20 protein-coding genes are annotated in these 20,794 nt (G+C 70.1%); 4 read left to right on the top strand and 16 right to left on the bottom strand.

Going from position 1 to position 20,794, the window contains the following annotated elements:
- The coding region (locus ACQKIP_RS16520; RefSeq protein WP_427743275.1) for an NAD(P)-dependent oxidoreductase at positions 1 to 879 on the top strand (879 nt) is incomplete at its 5' end.
- Positions 880 to 906: 27 nt separating this feature from the next.
- On the opposite strand, the gene ACQKIP_RS16515 is transcribed toward ACQKIP_RS16520, so the two are convergent.
- The 7 genes from ACQKIP_RS16515 to ACQKIP_RS16485 form a co-directional block, all read right to left on the bottom strand.
- Positions 907 to 1,884 (bottom strand): zinc-binding dehydrogenase, encoded by a 978-nt coding sequence (locus ACQKIP_RS16515; protein WP_365862873.1) that lies wholly within the window; start codon positions 1,882 to 1,884, stop codon positions 907 to 909.
- Positions 1,885 to 1,983: 99 nt separating this feature from the next.
- Complete coding sequence (hemB, locus tag ACQKIP_RS16510) at positions 1,984 to 2,973, bottom strand: porphobilinogen synthase (RefSeq protein ID WP_365862871.1); 990 nt, start codon at positions 2,971 to 2,973, stop codon at positions 1,984 to 1,986.
- Between the two features lie 148 nt (positions 2,974 to 3,121).
- Positions 3,122 to 4,780: a bifunctional uroporphyrinogen-III C-methyltransferase/uroporphyrinogen-III synthase gene (locus ACQKIP_RS16505; protein ID WP_365862869.1), complete on the bottom strand. Its 1,659-nt coding sequence runs from the start codon at positions 4,778 to 4,780 to the stop codon at positions 3,122 to 3,124.
- The gene (gene hemC, locus ACQKIP_RS16500) at positions 4,777 to 5,736 is read right to left on the bottom strand and encodes a hydroxymethylbilane synthase (protein WP_365862867.1); all 960 of its coding nucleotides are present in this window, start codon (positions 5,734 to 5,736) and stop codon (positions 4,777 to 4,779) included. Before hemC ends, ACQKIP_RS16505 begins: the two co-directional genes overlap by 4 nt.
- The gene (locus ACQKIP_RS16495) at positions 5,733 to 7,478 is read right to left on the bottom strand and encodes a glutamyl-tRNA reductase (protein WP_365862866.1); all 1,746 of its coding nucleotides are present in this window, start codon (positions 7,476 to 7,478) and stop codon (positions 5,733 to 5,735) included. The genes hemC and ACQKIP_RS16495 overlap by 4 nt, the downstream gene beginning before the upstream one ends.
- Positions 7,475 to 8,230: a redox-sensing transcriptional repressor Rex gene (locus ACQKIP_RS16490; RefSeq protein ID WP_365862864.1), complete on the bottom strand. Its 756-nt coding sequence runs from the start codon at positions 8,228 to 8,230 to the stop codon at positions 7,475 to 7,477. The genes ACQKIP_RS16495 and ACQKIP_RS16490 overlap by 4 nt, the downstream gene beginning before the upstream one ends.
- 304 nt (positions 8,231 to 8,534) lie before the next feature.
- Positions 8,535 to 8,813, bottom strand: coding sequence for a glutaredoxin family protein (locus ACQKIP_RS16485; RefSeq protein WP_365862862.1), 279 nt, complete (start codon positions 8,811 to 8,813; stop codon positions 8,535 to 8,537).
- Between the two features lie 136 nt (positions 8,814 to 8,949).
- Here ACQKIP_RS16485 and ACQKIP_RS16480 point away from each other — a divergent pair, with 136 nt between their 5' ends.
- From ACQKIP_RS16480 to ACQKIP_RS16470, 3 genes are all read left to right on the top strand, one after another.
- Entirely contained in the window at positions 8,950 to 9,918 is a 969-nt protein-coding gene (locus ACQKIP_RS16480) for an HAD family hydrolase (protein WP_365862860.1), read from the top strand.
- 301 nt (positions 9,919 to 10,219) lie between these two features.
- On the top strand, positions 10,220 to 11,011 hold the full coding sequence (locus ACQKIP_RS16475) for an ECF subfamily RNA polymerase sigma factor, BldN family (RefSeq protein ID WP_361199413.1): 792 nt from the start codon (positions 10,220 to 10,222) through the stop codon (positions 11,009 to 11,011).
- Positions 11,012 to 11,278: 267 nt separating this feature from the next.
- Positions 11,279 to 12,520 carry a DUF5667 domain-containing protein gene (locus ACQKIP_RS16470; protein ID WP_365862858.1) on the top strand — a complete coding sequence of 414 codons (1,242 nt, stop codon included), beginning with the start codon at positions 11,279 to 11,281 and terminating at the stop codon, positions 12,518 to 12,520.
- 151 nt (positions 12,521 to 12,671) lie between these two features.
- Here the strand turns inward: ACQKIP_RS16470 and ACQKIP_RS16465 are convergent, their stop codons facing one another.
- The 9 genes from ACQKIP_RS16465 to ACQKIP_RS16425 all read right to left on the bottom strand — a co-directional run bounded on the left by ACQKIP_RS16465 (position 12,672) and on the right by ACQKIP_RS16425 (position 20,687).
- Positions 12,672 to 13,757 (bottom strand): lysophospholipid acyltransferase family protein, encoded by a 1,086-nt coding sequence (locus ACQKIP_RS16465; RefSeq protein ID WP_365862856.1) that lies wholly within the window; start codon positions 13,755 to 13,757, stop codon positions 12,672 to 12,674.
- A gap of 14 nt (positions 13,758 to 13,771) precedes the next feature.
- The gene (locus tag ACQKIP_RS16460; protein ID WP_365862854.1) at positions 13,772 to 14,818 is read right to left on the bottom strand and encodes an NAD-dependent epimerase/dehydratase family protein; all 1,047 of its coding nucleotides are present in this window, start codon (positions 14,816 to 14,818) and stop codon (positions 13,772 to 13,774) included.
- A 406-nt stretch (positions 14,819 to 15,224) separates the two neighbouring features.
- Complete coding sequence (locus ACQKIP_RS16455; protein WP_003948845.1) at positions 15,225 to 15,323, bottom strand: 30S ribosomal protein bS22; 99 nt, start codon at positions 15,321 to 15,323, stop codon at positions 15,225 to 15,227.
- A gap of 126 nt (positions 15,324 to 15,449) precedes the next feature.
- Entirely contained in the window at positions 15,450 to 15,659 is a 210-nt protein-coding gene (locus ACQKIP_RS16450) for a helix-turn-helix domain-containing protein (protein ID WP_157869005.1), read from the bottom strand.
- A 132-nt stretch (positions 15,660 to 15,791) separates the two neighbouring features.
- A complete protein-coding gene (locus tag ACQKIP_RS16445; protein ID WP_365862853.1) occupies positions 15,792 to 16,607 on the bottom strand; it encodes a phosphatase in 816 nt (271 codons plus the stop codon).
- Positions 16,608 to 16,713: 106 nt separating this feature from the next.
- On the bottom strand, positions 16,714 to 17,889 hold the full coding sequence (locus ACQKIP_RS16440) for an acetoin utilization protein AcuC (protein ID WP_365862851.1): 1,176 nt from the start codon (positions 17,887 to 17,889) through the stop codon (positions 16,714 to 16,716).
- Positions 17,840 to 19,057, bottom strand: coding sequence for an MFS transporter (locus ACQKIP_RS16435; protein ID WP_365862849.1), 1,218 nt, complete (start codon positions 19,055 to 19,057; stop codon positions 17,840 to 17,842). Before ACQKIP_RS16435 ends, ACQKIP_RS16440 begins: the two co-directional genes overlap by 50 nt.
- An 89-nt stretch (positions 19,058 to 19,146) precedes the next feature.
- Positions 19,147 to 19,884, bottom strand: a complete 738-nt coding sequence (locus ACQKIP_RS16430; RefSeq protein WP_365862847.1) for a VC0807 family protein — start codon at positions 19,882 to 19,884, stop codon at positions 19,147 to 19,149.
- 158 nt (positions 19,885 to 20,042) lie between these two features.
- Entirely contained in the window at positions 20,043 to 20,687 is a 645-nt protein-coding gene (locus ACQKIP_RS16425) for an HAD family hydrolase (RefSeq protein ID WP_365862845.1), read from the bottom strand.
- Between the last annotated feature and the right edge of the window lie 107 nt (positions 20,688 to 20,794).

Here is a 20,794-nt window from a genome sequence, read left to right as displayed (position 1 = left end):
GCTCACCCCGCCCACTCCCCCGTGACCGTCCTCGGCCTCGGTCTCATGGGCACCGCCCTGGCCTCCGCCCTGATCAAGGCGGGCCACCCGACCACGGTCTGGAACCGCACCGCGTCCAAGACGGGCCCCCTGGCCGCCCAGGGGGCGATCCCCGCGGCCACGGCCGGGGAAGCCGTCACCGCGAGCCCCCTCACCATCGTCTGCCTCACCACCAACGAAGCCGTCCGCGCCCTCCTCACCCCGCAGGCGCAGGCCCTCGCGGGCCGAACGGTCGTGAACCTCACGAACGGAACACCCGCCCAGGCAAGGGAGTTGGCCGACTGGGCGGCGGCCCACGGCATCACGTACATCGACGGCGGCATCATGGCCGTACCGCAGATGATCGCGACGCCCGGCGCGTACATCCTCTACAGCGGCACCGACGAGGCCGCCTTCGAGACGCACCGCCCCACCCTCGAAGCGCTCGCCGACACCAAGTGGACCGGCAAGGACCCCGGCCTCGCCGCCCTCTACGACCTCTCCCTGCTCACCGGCATGTACGGGATGGCGATGGGCGTCGCGCAGGCCTACGCGCTGATCGGCAGCGAAGGCATCCCGGCCCGCGAGTTCGCGCCGCTGCTCAGGGACTGGGTCGCGGCGATGACGGACGCGATCGTGCCGGAGACGGCCGAGGCGGTCGACACCGACCAGCACCTCACCGACGTGTCCAACCTCGCCATGAACCGCGAGGCGTACCCCAACTTCCTTCAGGCGTACGCCGAACAGGGGCTGCGGACCGACCTGTTCGAGCCCTTCCAGGGCGTCCTCGACCGCGCGGTCGAGGAGGGCTACGGCGCGGACGGCTTCTCCCGCCTGGTGACCCTGCTCAAGCAGAACTGAGGCACCAGGGCCGGGACATGAGCAGTTCTAGGGCACCAGGACGACCTTCCCCGTGGTCTCCCGACGCTCCATGGCCGCGTGGGCGCGAGCCGCGTCCGCCAGCGGGAACGTCTGTACCGCGGGCACCAACTCCCGCTTCGCGGCGGCCTCCAGGGCCCGCCGCTGAAGGCCGGGCCCGTCCTCGGGCCGCTCGATCAGCTGGAGCAGCGCGTTGGTCACGGTGATCCCCCGCTCCTCCACCGCCCCCGCGTCCGGCTCGAACCCTTCCTGCGAGGACCAGCCGATGACGACGTAGCGCCCGCCCTGACCGAGCAGTCCGAACGCGGCGGCCGACTTCGCGCCGCCCACCCCGTCGAGCACGACGCTCACTTCACGCCCGTCGAGCCGCTCCCGCACGAGGTCCGCCCAGCCGGGTTCGTTGTAGTCAACGGCGAGATCGGCGCCGAGTTCCCGGACGACCCCGACCTTGTCCGCCCCGCCGGCGGCGCCGATCACGACCGCCCCGAGCGCACGGGCGTACTGCACGACGAGCCGTCCGACGCCCCCGGCGGCGGACGTCACGAGCACCACGTCGTCGGCGGTCAGCCGGGCGGCATCAAGGAGCCCCATGGTCGTGGCCCCGGTCATCACCATGGTCACCGCGGCCTCGAACCCGAGCCCGTCCGGCACCTCGTGCAGCTGCGCGAGATCGGCCACGGCGAGCTCGGCGTACCCGCCGGGTTCGCTGCGCGGGGTCACCACGGCCCGCCCCAGCCACACGTCGTCCACACCGGGGCCGACCGCGTCGACGATCCCGGCGACCTCCCCGCCGAAGACGGAGGGGAGCTCGGGCAGCGGCGGCGCCATGTCACTGGCGTCGCCCCGCCGCATGACGGTCTCGACGTGGTGAACTCCCGCCGCGCGCACGGCGATACGCACCTGGCCCGGCCCCGCGACGGGGTCGGGCAGGGTCTCGTACGTCAGGTTCTCTGCGGGACCGAACTCGTGCAGGACGACAGCGCGCATGGTGTGCTCCTCGGGACATCGGAACGTCGGAACGTCGATGCACACCATCCTGAAACCCCAAGCAAACTTGAGGTCAAGCCCACCGCCCCGCCGGGCGGCTCAGAGCTTGCGCGCCACCTCGGTAGCCCAGTACGTGAGGATCATGTTGGCGCCCGCGCGCTTGATGCCGGTGAGCGATTCCATGATCGCCTGGTCCCGGTCGATCCAGCCGCGCTCGGCGGCGGCCTCGATCATCGAGTACTCGCCGGAGATCTGGTACGCGGCGACCGGCACGTCCACGGCGTCGGCGACCTTCGACAGGATGTCCAGGTAGGGCCCCGCGGGCTTCACCATGACCATGTCGGCGCCCTCTTCGAGGTCGAGCGCAAGCTCGCGCAGGGACTCACGGCTGTTGGCCGGGTCCTGCTGGTAGGTCTTGCGGTCGCCCTTCAGGGACGAGCCGACGGCCTCGCGGAAGGGGCCGAAGAAGGCGGAGGAGTACTTCACGGTGTAGGCGAGGATGGAGACGTCCTCGTGTCCCACCTGGTCCAACGCGTCCCGGATGACACCGATCTGACCGTCCATCATGCCGCTCGGGCCCACCACGTGGGCGCCCGCGTCGGCCTGGACCTGCGCCATCTCGGCGTACCGCTCAAGGGTGGCGTCGTTGTCGACGCGCCCCTCGGAGTCCAGGACACCGCAGTGGCCGTGGTCGGTGAACTCGTCGAGGCACAGGTCGGACATGACGATGAGGTCGTCGCCGACCTCCGCGCGCACGTCGCGCAGCGCGACCTGGAGAATCCCGTCCGGATCGGTGCCGACGGTCCCGGCGGCGTCCTTCTTCTCCTCCTCCGGCACTCCGAAGAGCATGATCCCGGAGACCCCGGCCTCCATCGCCTCGACGGCGGCCTTCTTCAGGCTGTCGCGGGTGTGCTGGACGACGCCGGGCATGGCGCCGATCTCCACGGGCGCGCTGATTCCCTCGCGCACGAACGCGGGCAGGATCAGGTCGGCCGGATGCAGCCGCGTCTGGGCGACCATGCGCCGCATGGCGGGCGTGGTCCGAAGGCGCCGGGGCCGCGCTCCGGGAAACGATCCGTACTTGGTCACTGTCTCTCTCACCTCACGAAAAGACTCCGGCCCCGGCTGAAGGAACTCAGCCGGGGCCAGGGAAATGATTCAGCCCGTCCGGCGTTTGAGGACGAACTCGGCGAAGCCGGTGATTTACGGTACGCCGGAGTCCGTCCGCGGCCGAAGGCTACGGTGCCGCACGCCGCCTACGGGAACCCGGCCGCCGCTCGCTGGGCCGGGTGACGGGGTCCCCCGCCTCCAGGGCGGAGAGCCGGCGCCGGGTACCGAACTCGGCCAACGCCTCGGCGAGCTTGTGCACGGACGGCTCCGGAGCCATCACGTCCACCCGGAGCCCGTGCTCCTCCGCCGTCTTGGCGGTGGCGGGACCGATACACGCGATGACGGTGACGTTGTGCGGCTTGCCCGCGATGCCGACCAGGTTCCGCACGGTCGACGAGGACGTGAAGAGCACGGCGTCGAACCCGCCGCCCTTGATCGCCTCACGCGTGTCCGCCGGGGGCGGCGACGCGCGCACCGTCCGGTAGGCGGTCACGTCGTCGACCTCCCACCCGAGGTCGATGAGCCCGGCGACAAGCGTCTCCGTGGCAATGTCGGCGCGCGGCAGGAAGACGCGGTCGATCGGGTCGAAGACGGGGTCGTACGGCGGCCAGTCCTCCAGGAGACCGGCGGCGGACTGCTCGCCGCTGGGCACCAGGTCGGGCTTCACGCCGAAGGCGATGAGCGCGGCAGCGGTCTGCTCGCCCACGGCCGCGACCTTGATCCCGGCGAAGGCGCGCGCGTCGAGCCCGTACTCCTCGAACTTCTCGCGTACGGCCTTGACGGCGTTCACCGAGGTGAAGGCGATCCACTCGTAGCGGCCCGTGACGAGCCCCTTGACCGCGCGCTCCATCTGCTGCGGCGTGCGGGGCGGCTCCACGGCGATGGTGGGCACCTCGTGCGGCACCGCGCCGTAGGAGCTCAGCTGGTCGGAGAGCGAGGCCGCCTGCTCCTTCGTACGGGGGACGAGTACCCGCCATCCGAAGAGCGGCTTCGACTCGAACCACGACAGCTGGTCGCGCTGGGCGGCGGCGGACCGCTCACCGACCACGGCTATGACGGGCTGGCCTCCGTCGGGCGAGGGCAGCACCTTCGCCTGCTTGAGTACCTGCGCGATCGTGCCGAGGGTCGCCTGCCAGGTGCGCTGACGCGTCGTCGTACCGGCGGCGGTGACCGTCATCGGGGTGTCCGGCTTGCGTCCGGACGACACCAGTTCACCGGCGGCCGATGCCACGGAGTCCAGGGAGGTCGACACGACCAGGGTCCCGTCGGACGCCCCCACCTCGCTCCAGCAGCGGTCGGAAGCGGTGCGCGCGTCGACGAAACGCACGTCCGTGCCCTGTGCGTCGCGCAGCGGAACACCCGCGTAGGCGGGTACACCGACCGCCGCCGCGATGCCGGGCACGACCTCGAAGGCGATGCCTTCGGCGGCGCAGGCGAGCATCTCCTCGGCCGCGTACGTGTCGAGGCCGACGTCGCCGCTGACGGCACGCACGACCCGCCTGCCGCCCCTGGCCGCCTCCATGACAAGATTGGTCGCGGCTCGCACAGAAGACGCTTCGGCGATCGCTGACGCGTCGTCAACTGCCCCTGGCCGAGGTGTGTCCACACCTCCCCTGGCATGCGCGCGAACGACGTCGAGCACATCCGGCTCGGCGATCAGTACGTCCGCTCGGGCCAGCGCCTCCACGGCGCGCAGCGTGAGTAGTCCCGGATCTCCGGGTCCGGCACCAAGGAAGGTGACGTGCCCGTGTGCGGGAAGGCCGGGAAGGTTCGAGGTGGGGCTCAAAGTGCTCGCTCCCCCATCAGACCGGCCGCGCCCTTGGCAAGCATCTCGGCAGCGAGTTCACGGCCGAGCGCCAAGGCTTGGTCATGCGTCTCGGGCACGGGACCGGTGGTGGACAGCTGCACCAGCGCCGAGCCGTCGGTTGCCCCGACGACGCCGCGCAGGCGCATTTCCTTGACAATCTGCCCGTCGGCCAACAGGTCGGCCAGCGCTCCCACAGGTGCGCTGCAGCCGGCCTCCAGGGCGGCGAGCAGGGATCGCTCGGCGGTCACGGCGGCCCGGGTGTACGGGTCGTCGAGCTCGGCGAGCGCGGCGGTCAGCGACGCGTCGGACGCGGCGCATTCGATCGCCAGTGCCCCCTGGCCGGGGGCGGGCAGAACTGTGTCGACCGACAGGAAGTCGGTCACCTCGTCGATCCTGCCGACGCGGTTGAGGCCCGCGGCGGCCAGGACGACGGCGTCGAGCTCACCCTTGCGCACGAATCCGATGCGGGTGTCGATGTTCCCGCGGATCGGCACGGTCTCTATGGCGATCCCGTGGTTGCGGGCGTAGGCGTTGAGCTGCGCCATGCGGCGGGGCGAGCCCGTGCCGATGCGCGCGCCGCCCGGCAGCTCCGGGAAGGTCATCCCGTCGCGTGCGATGAGCACGTCACGGGGGTCCTCGCGCAGCGGCACCGCGGCCAGGGCCAGGTCGTCCGGCTGTGCGGTCGGCAGGTCCTTCAGCGAGTGCACGGCGAAGTCGACCTCGCCGCCGAGCAGCGCGTCGCGCAGCGCGGTCACGAAGACGCCGGTGCCGCCGATCTGCGCCAGGTGCTCACGGGACGTATCGCCGTACGTCGTGATCTCCACGAGCTCTACGGGGCGGCCGGTCAACCGGCGTACGGTCTCGGCCACTTGCCCGGACTGGGCCATGGCCAGCTTGCTGCGCCGTGTCCCGAGCCTGAGTGCCCTCTCGGTCATGCCCGGCCTCGATTCGGATCTGATTGCGGTGCGTTCTGATCGGTGGATTCGTTGATCTTGTCGGCCCTGCTGACGGCGGCGACCGTCTGCGGGTCGAGATCGAAGAGGGTGCGCAGCGCGTCCGCGTACCCGGCGCCGCCGGGCTCGCCGGCCAGCTGCTTGACCCGCACGGTGGGTGCGTGGAGCAGCTTGTCGACGACGCGGCGGACGGTCTGGGTGATCTCCGCGCGCTCCTTCTCGTCCAGTCCGGGGAGCCGTCCGTCGAGCCGGGCGATCTCGCCGGCGACGACGTCGGCGGCCATGGTGCGCAGGGCGACCACGGTCGGCGTGATGTGCGCGGCCCGCTGCGCGGCGCCGAAGGCGGCGACCTCGTCGGAGACGATCGCGCGGACCTGCTCCACGTCGTCGGCCATCGGGGCGTCGGCGGACGCGTCGGCGAGCGACTCGATGTCGACGAGGCGTACGCCTTCGATGCGGTGCACGGCGGCGTCGATGTCACGGGGCATCGCCAGGTCGAGCAGCGCGAGCAGGACGTTGCCCGTCTCGACGAGCGAGGGGCGGCGGCGCAGCTCGGGCACCCGGCCGGTGGCGGCCACGGCCGCGGCGAGCGCGGTGATCGTGTCGGCCTCGTTCTGCGGATCGTCGCGGCGCGCGGCGGGCGCGTTGTCCACCCAGGCCGCGTGCTGCTCCAGAGTGGCGGCGTCCATCCCGGCCACTGCGTCCTCGCCCATGACGGAGAAGCCGACGCCGCGGGGCACGGCCGCACCGTCGCCGGAGAGCCCGAGCGGGCACGCCTCGTCGGTGTCGGGGGCGGTGTCGTACGGACCGGAGGATGCCGCGGGCGTCGCGGAGCCGGTCGCCGGTACGCGCGGCGCGGGTGCGCCCACCGCGACGGGCGTGCCCGCACGGTCGGCGACCGAGGCCGCAACGGCTTCGCCGGTCAGCACGAGGCCCGTGGCGCCGGTGCAGGAGACGGCGACATCTGCACGTGTCAGTTCGGCCGCCACCTGGTCCATCGGCACGGCGCGCGCGACGGTGCCCGTGGCGCCCGCGGTCAGGATCTCGGCCAGGCGGTGCGCCCGCTCCAGGGTGCGGTTGGCGACGACGACCTCTTCGATCCCGGCGCGCGCGAGGGTGGCCGCGGCGAGCGAGGACATGGATCCGGCGCCGATGACCAGGGCGCGCTTGCCCTTGACCCAGGTCTCGACCGGCTCGCGCCCGGCGAGCTGTTCGAGGCCGAAGGTCACGAGCGACTGCCCGGCCCGGTCGATGCCGGTCTCCGAGTGCGCGCGCTTGCCGACCCGCAGGGCCTGCTGGAAGAGGTCGTTGAGCAGCCGCCCCGCGGTGTGCAGCTCCTGGGCGCGCGCGAGGGTGTCCTTGATCTGGCCGAGGATCTGGCCCTCGCCGACGACCATCGAGTCCAGGCCGCAGGCCACCGAGAACAGGTGGTGGACGGCGCGGTCCTCGTAGTGGACGTAGAGATAAGGGGTGAGCTCCTCCAGGCCGACGCCGCTGTGCTGGGCGAGCAGCGTGGACAGCTCGGCGACGCCCGCGTGGAACTTGTCCACGTCGGCGTACAGCTCGATGCGGTTGCAGGTGGCGAGCACGGCCGCTTCGGCGGCGGGCTCGGCGGCGAGCGTGTCCTGGAGCAGCTTGGCCTGCGCGTCGGCGGCCAGGGCGGCGCGTTCGAGCACGCTCACCGGGGCGCTGCGGTGGCTCAGCCCTACGACGAGAAGACTCATGCCGGCATCACGGCGGGGACGTCCCCGTCGGGTCCTTTCCGCTGCTGCTTGGCGGCGGCGGGCGGCACGACACCGTCGTCCGGGGCTTCCTCGCCGGCCTTGCGCTGCTCGTGGAAGGCGAGGATCTGCAGCTCGATGGAGAGGTCCACCTTGCGTACGTCGACGCCTTCGGGCACGGAGAGGACGGTGGGCGCGAAGTTCAGGATCGAGGTCACGCCGGCGGCGACGAGCCGCTCGCAGACCTGCTGGGCGGCGCCCGCCGGGGTGGAGATGACGCCGATGGAGACGCCGTTGTCGCTGATGATCTTTTCGAGGTCGTCCGTGTGCTGCACCGGCATGCCCGCGACGGGCGTGCCCGCCATCGCGGGGTCGGCGTCGATCAGGGCGGCGACCCGGAAGCCGCGCGAGGCGAACCCGCCGTAATTGGCAAGCGCCGCACCGAGGTTACCGATACCGACGATCACCACGGGCCAGTCCTGGGTCAGGCCGAGCTCGCGGGAGATCTGGTAGACGAGGTACTCGACGTCGTAGCCCACACCGCGCGTCCCGTACGAACCGAGGTAGGAGAAGTCCTTGCGCAGCTTCGCGGAGTTGACCCCCGCGGCGGCCGCGAGCTCCTCGGAGGAGACCGTGGGCACCGAGCGCTCCGACAGTGCGGTGAGGGCTCGGAGGTACAGCGGAAGCCTGGCGACGGTGGCCTCGGGAATCCCTCGGCTGCGGGTCGCCGGTCGGTGAGTTCGGCCAGTTGCCACGGTGCTCCTGCGGGTAGAGCGGGGCTGCAGGCGGTCACACGTCCCCAGACCGCCCCGTCGAATGCAGGCTATGTCTTTGTGAACGCGTGCACAAAGATAGTGTCCGATTTGCCCGGCCAACGTGACCGGGGTCACGCGCCCCGGGCGCGCATTCCTGGAACCGGCGCACAGGGGGCGGCGTTGCTCATTTGATGGGGGCAAAACCGCACACTCTCCTCACGATCATCGCCCCCGAGACCAAACCGCCCACGATCCTAAGGGACCATTCGGGCCGTTTGTACTCGTCGGTCAGTGACGATTCGGACTACGGAGCGAGCGCGCGGCGCAGCCGCTCTTCGTCCACACGCCAGAAGGTGTGCTGCTCCCCGTCGACCAGAACCACCGGGATCTGCTCCCAGTAGGCCCGGTTGAGCTCTTCGTCCTGCGTGATGTCCTTCTTCTCCCACGCGACCTCCAGCTCGCCGCAGACCTTCTCGATCACCAGCTGTGCGTCATCACACAGATGACAGCCGGGCTTGCCGATCAAGGTGACGGTCCGGTCCGCGGGCTTCTTCTTCTCCGTACGGCGAAAAATCGGGCTCATGACACCATTCTCGCCCCGCCGACGCGCCGCACGGCCCGCCATTTGCCCGCCCGTTTAACGGTGTGGTCGCGGAGAGTTCACAGCGTGGAATCCTGCCGACTCCGGAACGACCGAACGAACTAGCTATGCTCACGACATGGCCGCTCTCGGATGGCTCACCCCCCGTAGGCGCTCCGCCACCGCGCGGAGCGTGTTGGCAGGCGAGGCCTCGGCTGAGGCAGCGCGCAAGTCTTCCCAGGAGCTGGAGGCACTCGACGAGGCCGCGGCCGCCGCGGCTCTCTCGGAGGAGCCCGCTCCGGAGGAACCCGCCGAGCCGGAGTTCCCGGTCGTCGGCGACGACAAGGCCGCTGCCTTCTTCGACCTCGACAACACCGTGATGCAGGGCGCCGCGATCTTCCACTTCGGCCGCGGCCTCTACAAGCGGAAGTTCTTCGAGCGCCAGGAGCTGGCCAGATTCGCCTGGCAGCAGGCGTGGTTCAGGCTCGCGGGCGTCGAGGACCCCGAGCACATGCAGGACGCCCGCGACAGCGCCCTGTCCATCGTCAAGGGCCACCGCGTCGCCGAGCTGATGTCCATCGGCGAGGAGATCTACGACGAGTACATGGCCGAGCGCATCTGGCCCGGCACGCGCGCCCTGGCCCAGGCCCACCTCGACGCGGGCCAGAAGGTCTGGCTGGTCACGGCCGCCCCGGTGGAGACCGCGACGATCATCGCCCGCCGCCTCGGCCTGACCGGCGCGCTCGGCACGGTCGCCGAGTCCATGGACGGCATCTATACGGGAAAGCTGGTCGGCGAGCCCCTGCACGGCCCCGCGAAGGCCGAGGCGGTCCGGGCACTGGCATCGGCGGAGGGCCTGGACCTGGCCCGCTGCGCCGCGTACAGCGATTCGCACAACGACATCCCGATGCTCTCGCTCGTCGGGCATCCGTACGCGATCAATCCCGACGCCAAGCTGCGCAAGCACGCGCGCGAGCGGGACTGGCGTCTGCGGGACTACCGCACCGGCCGCAAGGCCGCGAAGGTCGGCATCCCGGCCGCGGCGGGCGTCGGCGCCCTGGCGGGCGGCACGGCCGCGGCCATCGCCCTGCACCGCCGCCGCCACTGAACATTCTCTCGGTCCTACCCCGGCCCGGCTCCCGCCAGTCACGTTGGTAGCACTCGACCACAACACGCACCTCGCTTAGACGGAATGTGACCCACTTCGATCAATAAGCGGTCACTGTGCGCTACTTGAACGGGCATCGACCGGTAACAGAAGCGACGTAATCGGTGATTTGAGCAACTGGGTGTAGTGCCGCCTGTACGAAGCGTTATTCTCCTCAGACGCATTACGGACCCCACACGTCGCTACGACGGGTGAACGGTTCCGCACTGCACGTGATGGAAGCTCTGCCTCTGGGAGTCCCGTGTACCCACACGTCGGGGTTGACGCCTCGGGCCTGGCTACGCTGCGCGCAACGGTCGCCGACCGCTTGCGCGGCTTCGTCCCCACCGCGTACGCCGGACCCGCCGTCCCCGCATTTGCCGTCCCCACACCCGCCGGGCCGCTCTACGCCCTGGCGGACAGCGGCGCGGCGGTCAGCAGACGGGCTCGTTCCGCCTCTGCCGCCACCTCAACCCCCACCCACCGCCGTCCCGCCGCGGACAGCGACAGCGCCCGCATGATGGATCTCGTCGAACGCGCCCAGGCGGGCGAGTCCGACGCCTTCGGCCGTCTCTACGACCAGTACAGCGACACGGTCTACCGCTACATCTACTACCGCGTCGGCGGCAAAGCGACCGCCGAGGACCTCACCAGCGAGACCTTTCTGCGCGCCCTGCGCCGCATCAGCACGTTCACCTGGCAGGGCCGCGACTTCGGCGCCTGGCTGGTCACGATCGCCCGCAACCTGGTCGCCGACCACTTCAAATCGAGCCGATTCCGTCTCGAAGTGACCACCGGCGAAATGCTCGACGCGAACGAGGTCGAGCGCAGCCCCGAGGACTCCGTCCTGGAGTCCCTCTCCAACGCCGCACTGCTCGACGCCGTGCGCCGCCTCAACCCCCAGCAGCAGGAGTGCGTGACCCTGCGCTTCCTCCAGGGCCTCTCGGTCGCCGAGACCGCCCGGGTGATGGGCAAGAACGAGGGCGCGATCAAGACCCTCCAGTACCGCGCGGTCCGTACCCTCGCCCGGCTCCTGCCGGACGACGCGCGCTAGCACCGCACCCCGCCGATAGCCCTCTGTAGCCGTACGGAGTGTTCAACTCACCCTCCGTGGCGGCCAGATGGCCGTCGCGGAATTAGGGCGGTCCGATCATCCTCCGTCCGTAACCCAAGTGCCGCGACGCTCGTTGTGCGGGATGCAGGCTCCCTGTGGTCGCCCCCTGATTACCTCCGCTCACTCGATCGTGTGGATGTGCTCAGGTCGTGCAACCCTCAGGACCCCCTGGGGAGTCGACCGTCATGACGAGAGGAGGTGCCGCCAGTGATCGCAAACGTATCGGCACACCGGCGGGCGAACGCCTTCGCCCAAGCCCTTGAGGAGCAATCCGACCAGGGCCCGGCGGCCGAGCAGACCGAAGGTTCCGTCACACCCGCTCCCGCGCCGTCGGAACAAACGGCTCAGGAGCGCATGTTGACGCTCACGAACGGCCTCGGCGATCTGCCGAAGCCGGAGCTGGATCCCGAGGTCAAAGTGGTCCAGCGGGCCCAGCTCGTAGCCGCCATGGAAGCCATGCTCCTGGAGGGCACGGCCGCGGGCGGTGGGACCATCGGCACCTCGGTGCCCGAACAGCGGTCCCGCAAGGGTGCCCACCGGGCCACGGGACTGCGCAAACTGAAGCCGCGCTCCAGGCTGTCTAAAGGCATCGCCGCGGGCGGGCTCACCGTCGGCGTGGCCGCCGGGGCGTTCAGCGGAGTGGCCGCCGCCAGCTCCGACGCACTGCCGGGCGATTCGCTCTACGGCCTCAAGCGCGGCATGGAGGACCTCAAGCTCGGCATGGCCGACGGCAACAGCGACAGGGGCGGGATCTATCTCGACCACGCCTCGACGCGCCTGAACGAAGCCCGCCGGCTGATGGAGCGGGGCCGCTCCGGCGAACTCGACCACGAATCCCTTGCCGAGATCAGGCGGGCCCTCTCCGGCATGCGGCACGACGCCACGGAAGGCCACCGCCTGCTGCACGAGGCGTACGAACGCGACGGCTCGCTCGGTCCCATGCAGACCCTGTCCGCCTTCTCCGAGTCGCACCGCAGCAGCTGGCGCGACCTCCAGAGCAGGCTGCCCGTCCAGCTCGGCGACGTGGGCGAGCAGGTGAACTCGGTCTTCGACGCGATGGACCAGGAAGTGGAACCCCTCCGCTCCCTCTTCCCCCGCGCCCCGGAGAAGGGCGACACCACCGGCCGGCCGAGCCAGGGCGGCGACACCGGAGCCTCGGCCCCGGACAGCCCCTCGGCCCCGGACTCCTCGCCGCGGGACGGAGCGAGCGCCGACAAGAGCGAGCCCCGCCCCTCGGCGCCGGACAAGGGCGAGGACGACGGCTTGCTGGGCGGCAACACGGGCGGCCTCCTGGACCCCCCGAAGTCCGACACGACGCCGAGCAGCCCGTCGAACGGCGATTCGTCCGACCAGGAGACCCCGGCCCCGAAGAAGCCGGACGTCACGGTGCCTCCGATCCTCCCCGGCCTGCTGCCGGGCCTGGGGATCGACGAGGAGGACGCGAAGTAATCCAGCTGATGCGCGAACGCCGGAGGGGCTGAAATTTTTCAGCCCCTCCGGCGTTTGAGGAGCGGGGTCTGGGGCGGAGCCCCGGTTTCGGGAAGGGGCGGGACTGGGGAAAGCCCCGCAGGGCCCGCCCTGACCCGCACCCGGCTCCCCCTCAGAAGAAGACCGACCGCCGCTGCACGAGCAGCTTGTACAGCGTGTGCTGAATCTGCTCCCGCACCTGATCGGTGAGGTTGAACATCAGCATCGGATCCTCGGCCGCCTCCGGCGGATATCCGTCCGTAGGAATCGGCTCCCCGAACTGGATGGTCCACTTCGTCGGCAGCGGCAACGCCCCCAGCGGCCCGAGCCAGGGGAACGTAGGCGTGATCGGGAAGTAGGGGAAGCCGAGCACCCGCGCCAGCGTCTTCGCGTTGCCGATCATCGGGTAGATCTCCTCCGCCCCCACGATCGAGCACGGAATGATCGGCGTGCCCGCACGCAGAGCGGTGGAGACGAACCCGCCACGGCCGAACCGCTGAAGCTTGTAGCGGTCGCTGAACGGCTTGCCGATGCCCTTGAACCCCTCCGGCATCACCCCGACCAGCTCACCCCGCTCAAGGAGCCGCTCGGCGTCCTCGGCGCACGCCAGGGTGTGCCCCGCCTTGCGCGCCAGTTCGTTGACCACCGGCAGCATGAAGACGAGGTCCGCCGCGAGCAGCCGCAGATGCCGCCCCTCGGGGTGGTTGTCGTGCACGGCGACCTGCATCATCAGGCCGTCGAGCGGCAGCGTCCCGGAGTGGTTGGAGACGATCAGCGCTCCGCCCTCGGACGGGATGTTCTCGATGCCCTTCACCTCGACGCGGAAGTACTTCTCGTACAGCGGCCGCACCAGTGACATCAGGACCTGGTCGGTGAGCTCCTCGTCGTAACCGAAGTCGTCGACCTCGTAGTCGCCGGTGAGCCGCCGGCGCAGAAACGCGAGGCCGCCCGCGATACGCCGCTCCAGGCCACCGCCGCCCTCCCGCGGCTGCGGCACGGCACCGGCCGCTGTGACCGGCCCGGCGGCCTCCTGCCGCGAAGGCTGCGGCTCGGCCCTTTCCACCTGCGCTTCCCCGTCCTGCTTGTCCGGCACGGCCGTGACCTCACGCACGGCTGCCGGATCGTTCTTGCGCCGGGCCGCGCCCCTGCGCCGCGACGGGCGCTGCGCACCCGCGCGCGACCGGTCGTCGTCGAACGGAATGACCTTGGCGTCCGCCATCGTTGACGCTCTCCTCAGTTGGCGCTCTGGTTGCCCGCGAAGGGCAGCGTGGCGATCCGGTCGATGGCCCCCGCGACGGCCTGCGGCGGCAGAAGTCCCGGACCCCGACTGCGTACGAAGTCCGCGAAGGTCTCCGCGGTCGTGTACTTGGGGCTGAAGCCCAGTGTCTCGCGCATCTGCCGGGTGGCGACGACCCGGCCATGGGTGAGCAGCCTGATCTGCTCGGGCGAGAAGTCCGTCGCGCCCAGGGTGCGCAGCGCCTGGCCGACCCAGGTGACCGCGGGCATGAACACCGGGAGCGTGGGACGCCCCAGGCGCCGTGCGCACTGCGAGAGCAGCAGCAGGCCGTCGCCCGCGATGTTGAACGTGCCGCTGTTGAGCGTCCCGCGCTCGGGCTCGCGCGCCCCGAGCCGGAGCACCTCGATCGCGTCGTCCTCGTGCACGAACTGCAACCGTGGGTCGTAGCCGAAAACGGTCGGCAGGACCGGCAGCGAGAAGTACTCGGCGAGCGGGAACTCCGCGGTGGGGCCCAGGATGTTCGCGAAGCGCAGCACGCAGACCGCCACGTCCGGGCGGCGGCGCGCGAATCCGCGTACGTAGCCCTCGACCTCGACGGTGTCCTTGGCGAAGCCGCCGCTCGGCAGCGACTTCGGCGGCGTCGTCTCGGTGAAGACCGCGGGGTCGCGCGGCGCGGAGCCGTACACATTGGTGCTCGACTTCACCACGAGCCGCTTGACCGTGGGCGACTTCTGGCAGGCACCGAGCAGCTGCATGGTGCCGATGACGTTGGTTTCCTTCAGCGAGCCGCGATTGCCGCCGGCCAGCGCGGTGCCCGTGACGTCCATGTGCACGACCGTGTCGACGGAGAACTCGGCGAGCACCTTGGCGATCGCGGGCTGCCGGATGTCGGCCTGCACGAAGTCGGCGCCGCCCAGATGGTGCTCCGGGGGAACCGCGTCGACGGCGACCACCCGGTCGACGTCGGGGTCCCGCAGCGCGCGTCGGACGAACCGCCCGCCCAGTTGTCGGGCCACCCCGGTCACGAGCACGACCTTGCCCAAGATCAGCGCCTGCCTTCCCCAGCCCTTGAAGTCCTGCCGCGCCCCAACATTTCTCTCCTGGCACACGCTAGCGGGTCGATGTTGCGCTGTGATGACCGCCCGATGCAGGAAGTGACGACAGCCCCAACACATGCGCACGGACCTGGTCCTATGCCCAGACCAGGACGTACGCCGGATCGGGACGCACATCCTGCCCAGAGCGTACGTTCGAAACAAGCCCCGGGGTGGTCCGGTACGGCCCGAAAACCGGCCGGAAGACGCCCCGGCGGGCATTCCGAAGACAACCGGGCGAGTTCCCCGCCAACAACCCGCTTCCCCGCCAACAACCCGGCGAGTACCCCGAAAACGCCGAAGCCCTCCCGCCGGATGACGGGAGGGCTTCGGTACGCGCTTGTACAGCTGTCGCTTACTTCTTGTTGCGACGCTGAACGCGGGTGCGCTTCAGCAGCTTGCGGTGCTTCTTCTTGGCCATCCGCTTGCGCCGCTTCTTGATAACAGAGCCCACGACTACCCTCGCTCACTTCTCTTCACTCGGTGCGGGGCAGCTGACTGGGCCCACACGACCTACGTCGGCCCTAGCCTACCCGCCCCGTGGTGAGGGACGTAATCGAGGGGGATCGACCGACTCCGATCAGCCCGCCTCGACTCCTACGTAGGACTCGCGGAGGTACTCGTGAACCGCCTGCTCCGGGACCCGGAAGGACCTCCCGACCCGGATGGCGGGCAGATGACCGCTGTGCACCAAGCGGTACACGGTCATCTTGGACACTCGCATCACCGAGGCGACTTCCGCCACGGTCAAGAACTGAACCTCGTTCAGCGGCCTCTGGTCTGCAGCCATGACACCCCACCTGAACCTTCCGCACATGACGGGCACCGGCTTCCCCTTCCGGTGACTCTTCGTCTCTGCGCGCTCACTCCCCAGACTAGGGGCGGATGATGCGAGTGGGGAAGAGGAGTAGCGATCGGCCGCCTACTGTGACAGACACGCTCGATTGAGTACATAGCGAGTAAGCGGTCGGTAGTAATCAGACCGCACAGCGTCATCAAGCGGAACGACGACGGACACCTGCCCCTCGGCCTCTCCGACGAACAGCGCGGGATCATCCGTATCCGCCAGACCGATCGCCTCGAACCCCAGCTGACCTGCCCCGCAGACCCATCCGTGGTCCCCGATGACGAGCTCGGGAAGCAGCCCTCCGACCCCCGCGGCGGCCGCGAGCGCGGCTCGAACCGGGAGCGGGGAGTGGGTGTGTGCGCCGGTGTCACTCCCGGCGGGACGCGCGCCGGGTTCCCGCACCAGCGCGACTCCTTGTACGTAGTCAAGGTTGTACGTGCGTAGACCGAACCGGGTCGTTATGTCGACACTGTCGCCCTGCGCGGGGGTGAGGACGGTGCACCCGGCCGCCGACAAAGCGTCCGCCAGCGCGGCGTAGAAGCCGAGGAGACGGTGCGGATGACCTGTCCCGAGAAGCACGGGAATCCGCCTTCGGGCGGCGTCCGCGAGCCTCTCGGCGAAGGCGTCGAGCGCGGCCAGCGTCCGCTCGGGGTCGATGACATCGGCCCCCGAGGTGTGCTGCGGGTCGGCGGAGACCCCGCACTTGTCCGCCATCAGCCCCAGCAGATCTCCGGGGCCCCAGCTCCACTCGGGGTCGAGCCCCAGGAGTATCCGGGGGTCCCGGGCCGCGAAGAGCCGATAACTCCGCAGGCTCTCTTCCCGCAAGGTGGCCACGGGCCCGGCCAACCGGGCAGCCAACAGATGCGCACGCAACGCTCCGGTGCTCAACACGGGCTCGATGCTGACGCATGACCGGGACGCGCACCCCCAAAACCCCGGAAAACCCCCACAGTTGGGCTAACGCGACGTACTCTCACATGCGGCCCCTCCCGCTGCCCTACGGCAGGAGCCCCCGCAGCGGAAACGCCGCCCGGCGAGCGGCAAGCACCGCCTGGTCGAGCCGGTCCGCGGGGTCATACCCCTCGGACCAGTCCGCCCAGGCAACGGGCCACCGCCCATCACTCATCCGCGCGGGAGCCAACTGCCGGGTACGAGCGAAGACTTCCTGCCGCCAGGCCTCCGGAATCATCGCCGAGGGATCGATCTCCTTCCCCGCGGCGACAGCGGTCAGATGAGTCCACGACCGGGGCACCACATCCACCACGGCATACCCGCCACCGCCCAGAGCGACCCACCGCCCCTCGGCGTACGAGTGCGCCAGCTCATGGCAGGCCACCTGCACCGCCCGCTGCGCGTCGAGCGAAACGGCAAGGTGGGCCAGCGGATCCTCGAAGTGCGTGTCGGCCCCGTGCTGAGTGACGAGCACCTGCGGCCGGAACTGCGCCAGCAACTCCGGCACGACGGAGTGGAACGCCCGCACCCACCCCGCGTCCCCGGTCCCGGCCGGCAACGCCACATTCACCGCCGAGCCTTCGGCGGCCCCGGCCGCTCCCGTCTCCTCGGGCCACCCGGTCTGCGGAAACAGCGTCCGCGGGTGCTCGTGCATCGAGATCGTCAGAACCCGCGGATCGTCCCAGAAGGCCGCCTGCACCCCGTCCCCGTGGTGCACGTCCACGTCCACGTACGCGACCCGCTCGGCGCCCAGTTCGAGCAGTCGCGCGATGGCCAGCGCGGCGTCGTTGTAGATACAGAACCCCGAGGCGGACCCCGGCATCGCGTGGTGCAGCCCGCCCGCGAAGTTCACCGCGTGCAGCGCTTCCCCGCGCCACACCGCCTCGGCCGCTCCCACCGACTGCCCGGCGATCAGCGACGACACCTCGTGCATCCCCGCGAAGGCGGGATCGTCCGCGGTGCCCAGGCCATAGCTGCCGTCCGCCGACGCGGGATCGGCGGATGCGGCCTTGACCGCGTCCACATAGTCCTCGCGGTGCACGAGCCGCAGCGTCGAGTCACCGGCCCGCTTGGCCGCGACGACGTCCACCTCGCGGTCGAGCCCGAAGGCACCGACCAGACTTCTGGTCAGCGCGAGCCTGACCGGGTCCATGGGGTGCTCAGGACCGAAGTCATAGCCCGTTACTGCCTCGTCCCACATCAGCTGTGCGCGGCCGCTCATGCCCGTCACCGTATCGGTCCGCTCCGGGGGCGAAGGAACGGGCGTACAACAAGGTCGCGAGCACCAACACCATGGGAACGAGCATCGCCGCGCGGTAGTTCCAGGCATCCCCGAGCGCCCCTACCAGCGGAGAACCGATCAGGAACCCCACGTAGTTGAAGACATTGAGCCGCGCGACAGCGGCGTCCGAGGCCCCCGGGAAGAGCCGCCCAGCCGCCGCGAACGTCTGCGGAACGATCACACACAACCCGAGCCCGAGCACCGTGAAGCCCAGAATCCCGGTCCACGCCCCCGGCGCCGCCGCCACGACCGCGAACCCGAGAGCGGCCACCACCGACCCGGCCCGCACCACCGCCACGGCCCCGAACCGCCGCACGCCGAGATCCCCGAGCCCCCGCCCGAGCAGGGTCATGACCATGTAGACGTTGTAGGGGACGGTCGAGACCTCCTCCGAACTCCCGAGCACGTCCTGCAGATACTTCGCGCTCCAGTTGGAGACGGTCGAATCCCCGATGTACGCGAAGGTCATCACCAGGCAGAGCGGAAGCAGCAGCTTGAAGACGACGGGCCCGCCCTTGCCCTCACCGGCGGCACCCGCACCGCCGCCGCCCTCGGCATCGACGTACCACCGACTCCCCACCAGCGCCGCCGGCAGCAACACCACGACCACCGGCAGATACGAGACGAAGAGCGACAGATCCCAGTGCGCCCCCGCCCACGCGAGCGACGCCCCCGCGATCCCGCCCAGGCTGTACGCCGCATGGAAACCCAGCATGATGCTGCGCCCGTACGTCCGCTGCAGACTCACCCCGAGCATGTTCATGGAAGCGTCGAGCGCCCCCACTGAAAGCCCGAACAGACCCAGGGAGACGGCCACTTGCCACAGGGCGTCGCCCGCGCCGACCCCGAGCAGCGCCAGGAGCACCACGGGCTGTGCCCACCGCAGCACACGGCTGGGCCGCACCCTCTTGACCAGCCACTCGGTGCCCACGCTGCCGACCCCCGCGAGGATCGGCACGGCGGCCAGGAACACCGGCAGCAGGCCGTCGGATATCCCGTAGCGATCCTGAATGGCGGGGATCCGCGTGACCAGCAACGCAAAGGTGACGCCCTGCACCAGGAAGCTGAACGCCAAAGAGGCCCTGCCGCGCCGCAGCTCATCTGTCATGGCTGCTGAGCGTAGGACCCCTGACTACCGGTGGGTAGATAGATCACCCATCCAATTTCCCGCGCCTCCCCCGCACGGCAGGCCCCCCGTCACCGCCCGAGCGCGGCCACCTCCTCGGTCACCTTCTTCTCCATCGGGTCGACGACCAGAGCACCGCTCACCATGACCGTCGCCGTGATCGTCACCGCGGCGATCACACCCCCGAGCCAGACCATGGTGTCGATGGGCAACGTGTAGGCACCCACGGCCCGCACCGCCGCCTCACCGAACAGCGCCACGCCCCAGAACACCGAGAACATCCGCTCCAGTCGCGCGAACCGCCCCCGCTCGGCGATCAGCCGCTCCCACACCGCGGTCCGCACCGGGTTCCCCTTCGTCACCCAGGGCTTGAGCCCGGCGGTCATCAACGGCCGCCCACCGGCCACGGACACCAGCACGGCGATGCCGATCGTCGCGGTGATCCCGCTGTCCTTGGCGAGCATCAGCCGCGGGTCACCGGCCACCAGACTGAGCAGAAGACCGACGACATTGGCGGCCAGAATGAGCGCCGCGAGCCCGTTCACCTGCCGATCCTTGACCACGCTCCACAGCGTCCGCCCCGCGGGCACCACACTGCTCCAGGCGAGCGCCGCCATCGTGCCCATGCCGAAGCCCTTGCTGAGCAGGTAGTACGAGGCTGTGGGGACCGCCGCGTCGAGCACGAGCGGCTTCAGCGACTCCCAGCGCGACTGCCGGACGGAAGCCTCCTCAGGGGCCGCTGCTGCGGCTCCTGAGGCCTGCGTGGCCTGCGTGGCTTCTGCGGCCGTGGTGGTGACGAGCTGGCTCATGGTGATCGGTCCTCCGTCGTCCCTGTGACCGTCACAGTCACTGAGTGCGTGCCGTTCGTTCTCGACGCACTCAGCTTCGCCGCGACCACCCGTCGGCCGACAGAAACGATCGTCCGGACCTGGCAGTGACAAATGTCAGACCGATCCGTAGGCCCCCGTCATACCAGCAGGTCAGCCAACTCCCCCATGTCCCCGAAGAGTTCGGTGGCGCCGACGAGCCGCTCCGCGGGCGTCATGGCGGTGAACCCGAGGACGTCCATCCCGGCCGCAAGGGCGGCCTGGACCCCCAGCGGACTGTCCTCGACCACCACACACTTCCCGGGCGCCACTCCCATGCGCTCGGCCGCATAGAGAAAGAGGTCCGGCGCCGGCTTCCCCTTCCCCACGTCCTCGGAGCTGAAGATCCGCTCGTCGTCGAACCACCGGTCGAGCCCGGTCCTGCGATGCCCGACCCGGATCCGCTCATGACTCCCGGACGAGGCCAGGCAGTACGGCACTCCGGCGGCCACCAGCTTCTCCAGTACGTCGACGGCTCCTGCCACGGGCTCGAGCTCCCGCTCGAAGGCGGCAAATACCCGGGCATGGAACGCCTCGTCGAAATCCGCCGGCAACCGCTGCCCACTGCGCTCAAGAACCAGATCGTGTACGCGGTGAACGGCGGCCCCCATGTAGTCACGCAGGGAGTCTTCGTACGTGGTCGGGTGTCCGAGCTCGGTCAGATAGGCGGCAAGAATGGTGTTGGAGAGCGGCTCGCTGTCCACAAGGACGCCGTCATTGTCGAAGATGACCAGGTCGTATCGCATAACCCGACCCTAAACGCAGAAAACCCCCGCACCATAAGGTGCGGGGGTTTCCCGTCAATGATAGTTCGGCGGCGTCCTACTCTCCCACAGGGTCCCCCCTGCAGTAC

The sequence above is a fragment of the Streptomyces sp. NPDC059900 genome, from assembly GCF_050270335.1.
In the GTDB taxonomy this organism is placed as follows: domain Bacteria; phylum Actinomycetota; class Actinomycetes; order Streptomycetales; family Streptomycetaceae; genus Streptomyces.
Note: the sequence above shows the minus strand (reverse complement) of the source record. Positions and strands in the feature narration are given on the sequence as shown.

Coding starts and splice junctions, on each gene's coding strand:
- ACQKIP_RS16515 (WP_365862873.1), bottom strand. CDS start 1,884: ATGCGCGCTGTCGTCCTGCACGAGTTCGGTCCCGCAGAGAACCTGACG.
- ACQKIP_RS16465 (WP_365862856.1), bottom strand. CDS start 13,757: ATGGCGGACGCCAAGGTCATTCCGTTCGACGACGACCGGTCGCGCGCG.
- ACQKIP_RS16485 (WP_365862862.1), bottom strand. CDS start 8,813: ATGAGCCCGATTTTTCGCCGTACGGAGAAGAAGAAGCCCGCGGACCGG.
- ACQKIP_RS16480 (WP_365862860.1), top strand. CDS start 8,950: ATGGCCGCTCTCGGATGGCTCACCCCCCGTAGGCGCTCCGCCACCGCG.
- hemC (WP_365862867.1), bottom strand. CDS start 5,736: ATGACCGAGAGGGCACTCAGGCTCGGGACACGGCGCAGCAAGCTGGCC.
- ACQKIP_RS16430 (WP_365862847.1), bottom strand. CDS start 19,884: ATGAGCCAGCTCGTCACCACCACGGCCGCAGAAGCCACGCAGGCCACG.
- ACQKIP_RS16440 (WP_365862851.1), bottom strand. CDS start 17,889: ATGAGCGGCCGCGCACAGCTGATGTGGGACGAGGCAGTAACGGGCTAT.
- ACQKIP_RS16425 (WP_365862845.1), bottom strand. CDS start 20,687: ATGCGATACGACCTGGTCATCTTCGACAATGACGGCGTCCTTGTGGAC.
- ACQKIP_RS16435 (WP_365862849.1), bottom strand. CDS start 19,057: ATGACAGATGAGCTGCGGCGCGGCAGGGCCTCTTTGGCGTTCAGCTTC.
- ACQKIP_RS16450 (WP_157869005.1), bottom strand. CDS start 15,659: ATGGCTGCAGACCAGAGGCCGCTGAACGAGGTTCAGTTCTTGACCGTG.
- ACQKIP_RS16495 (WP_365862866.1), bottom strand. CDS start 7,478: ATGAGTCTTCTCGTCGTAGGGCTGAGCCACCGCAGCGCCCCGGTGAGC.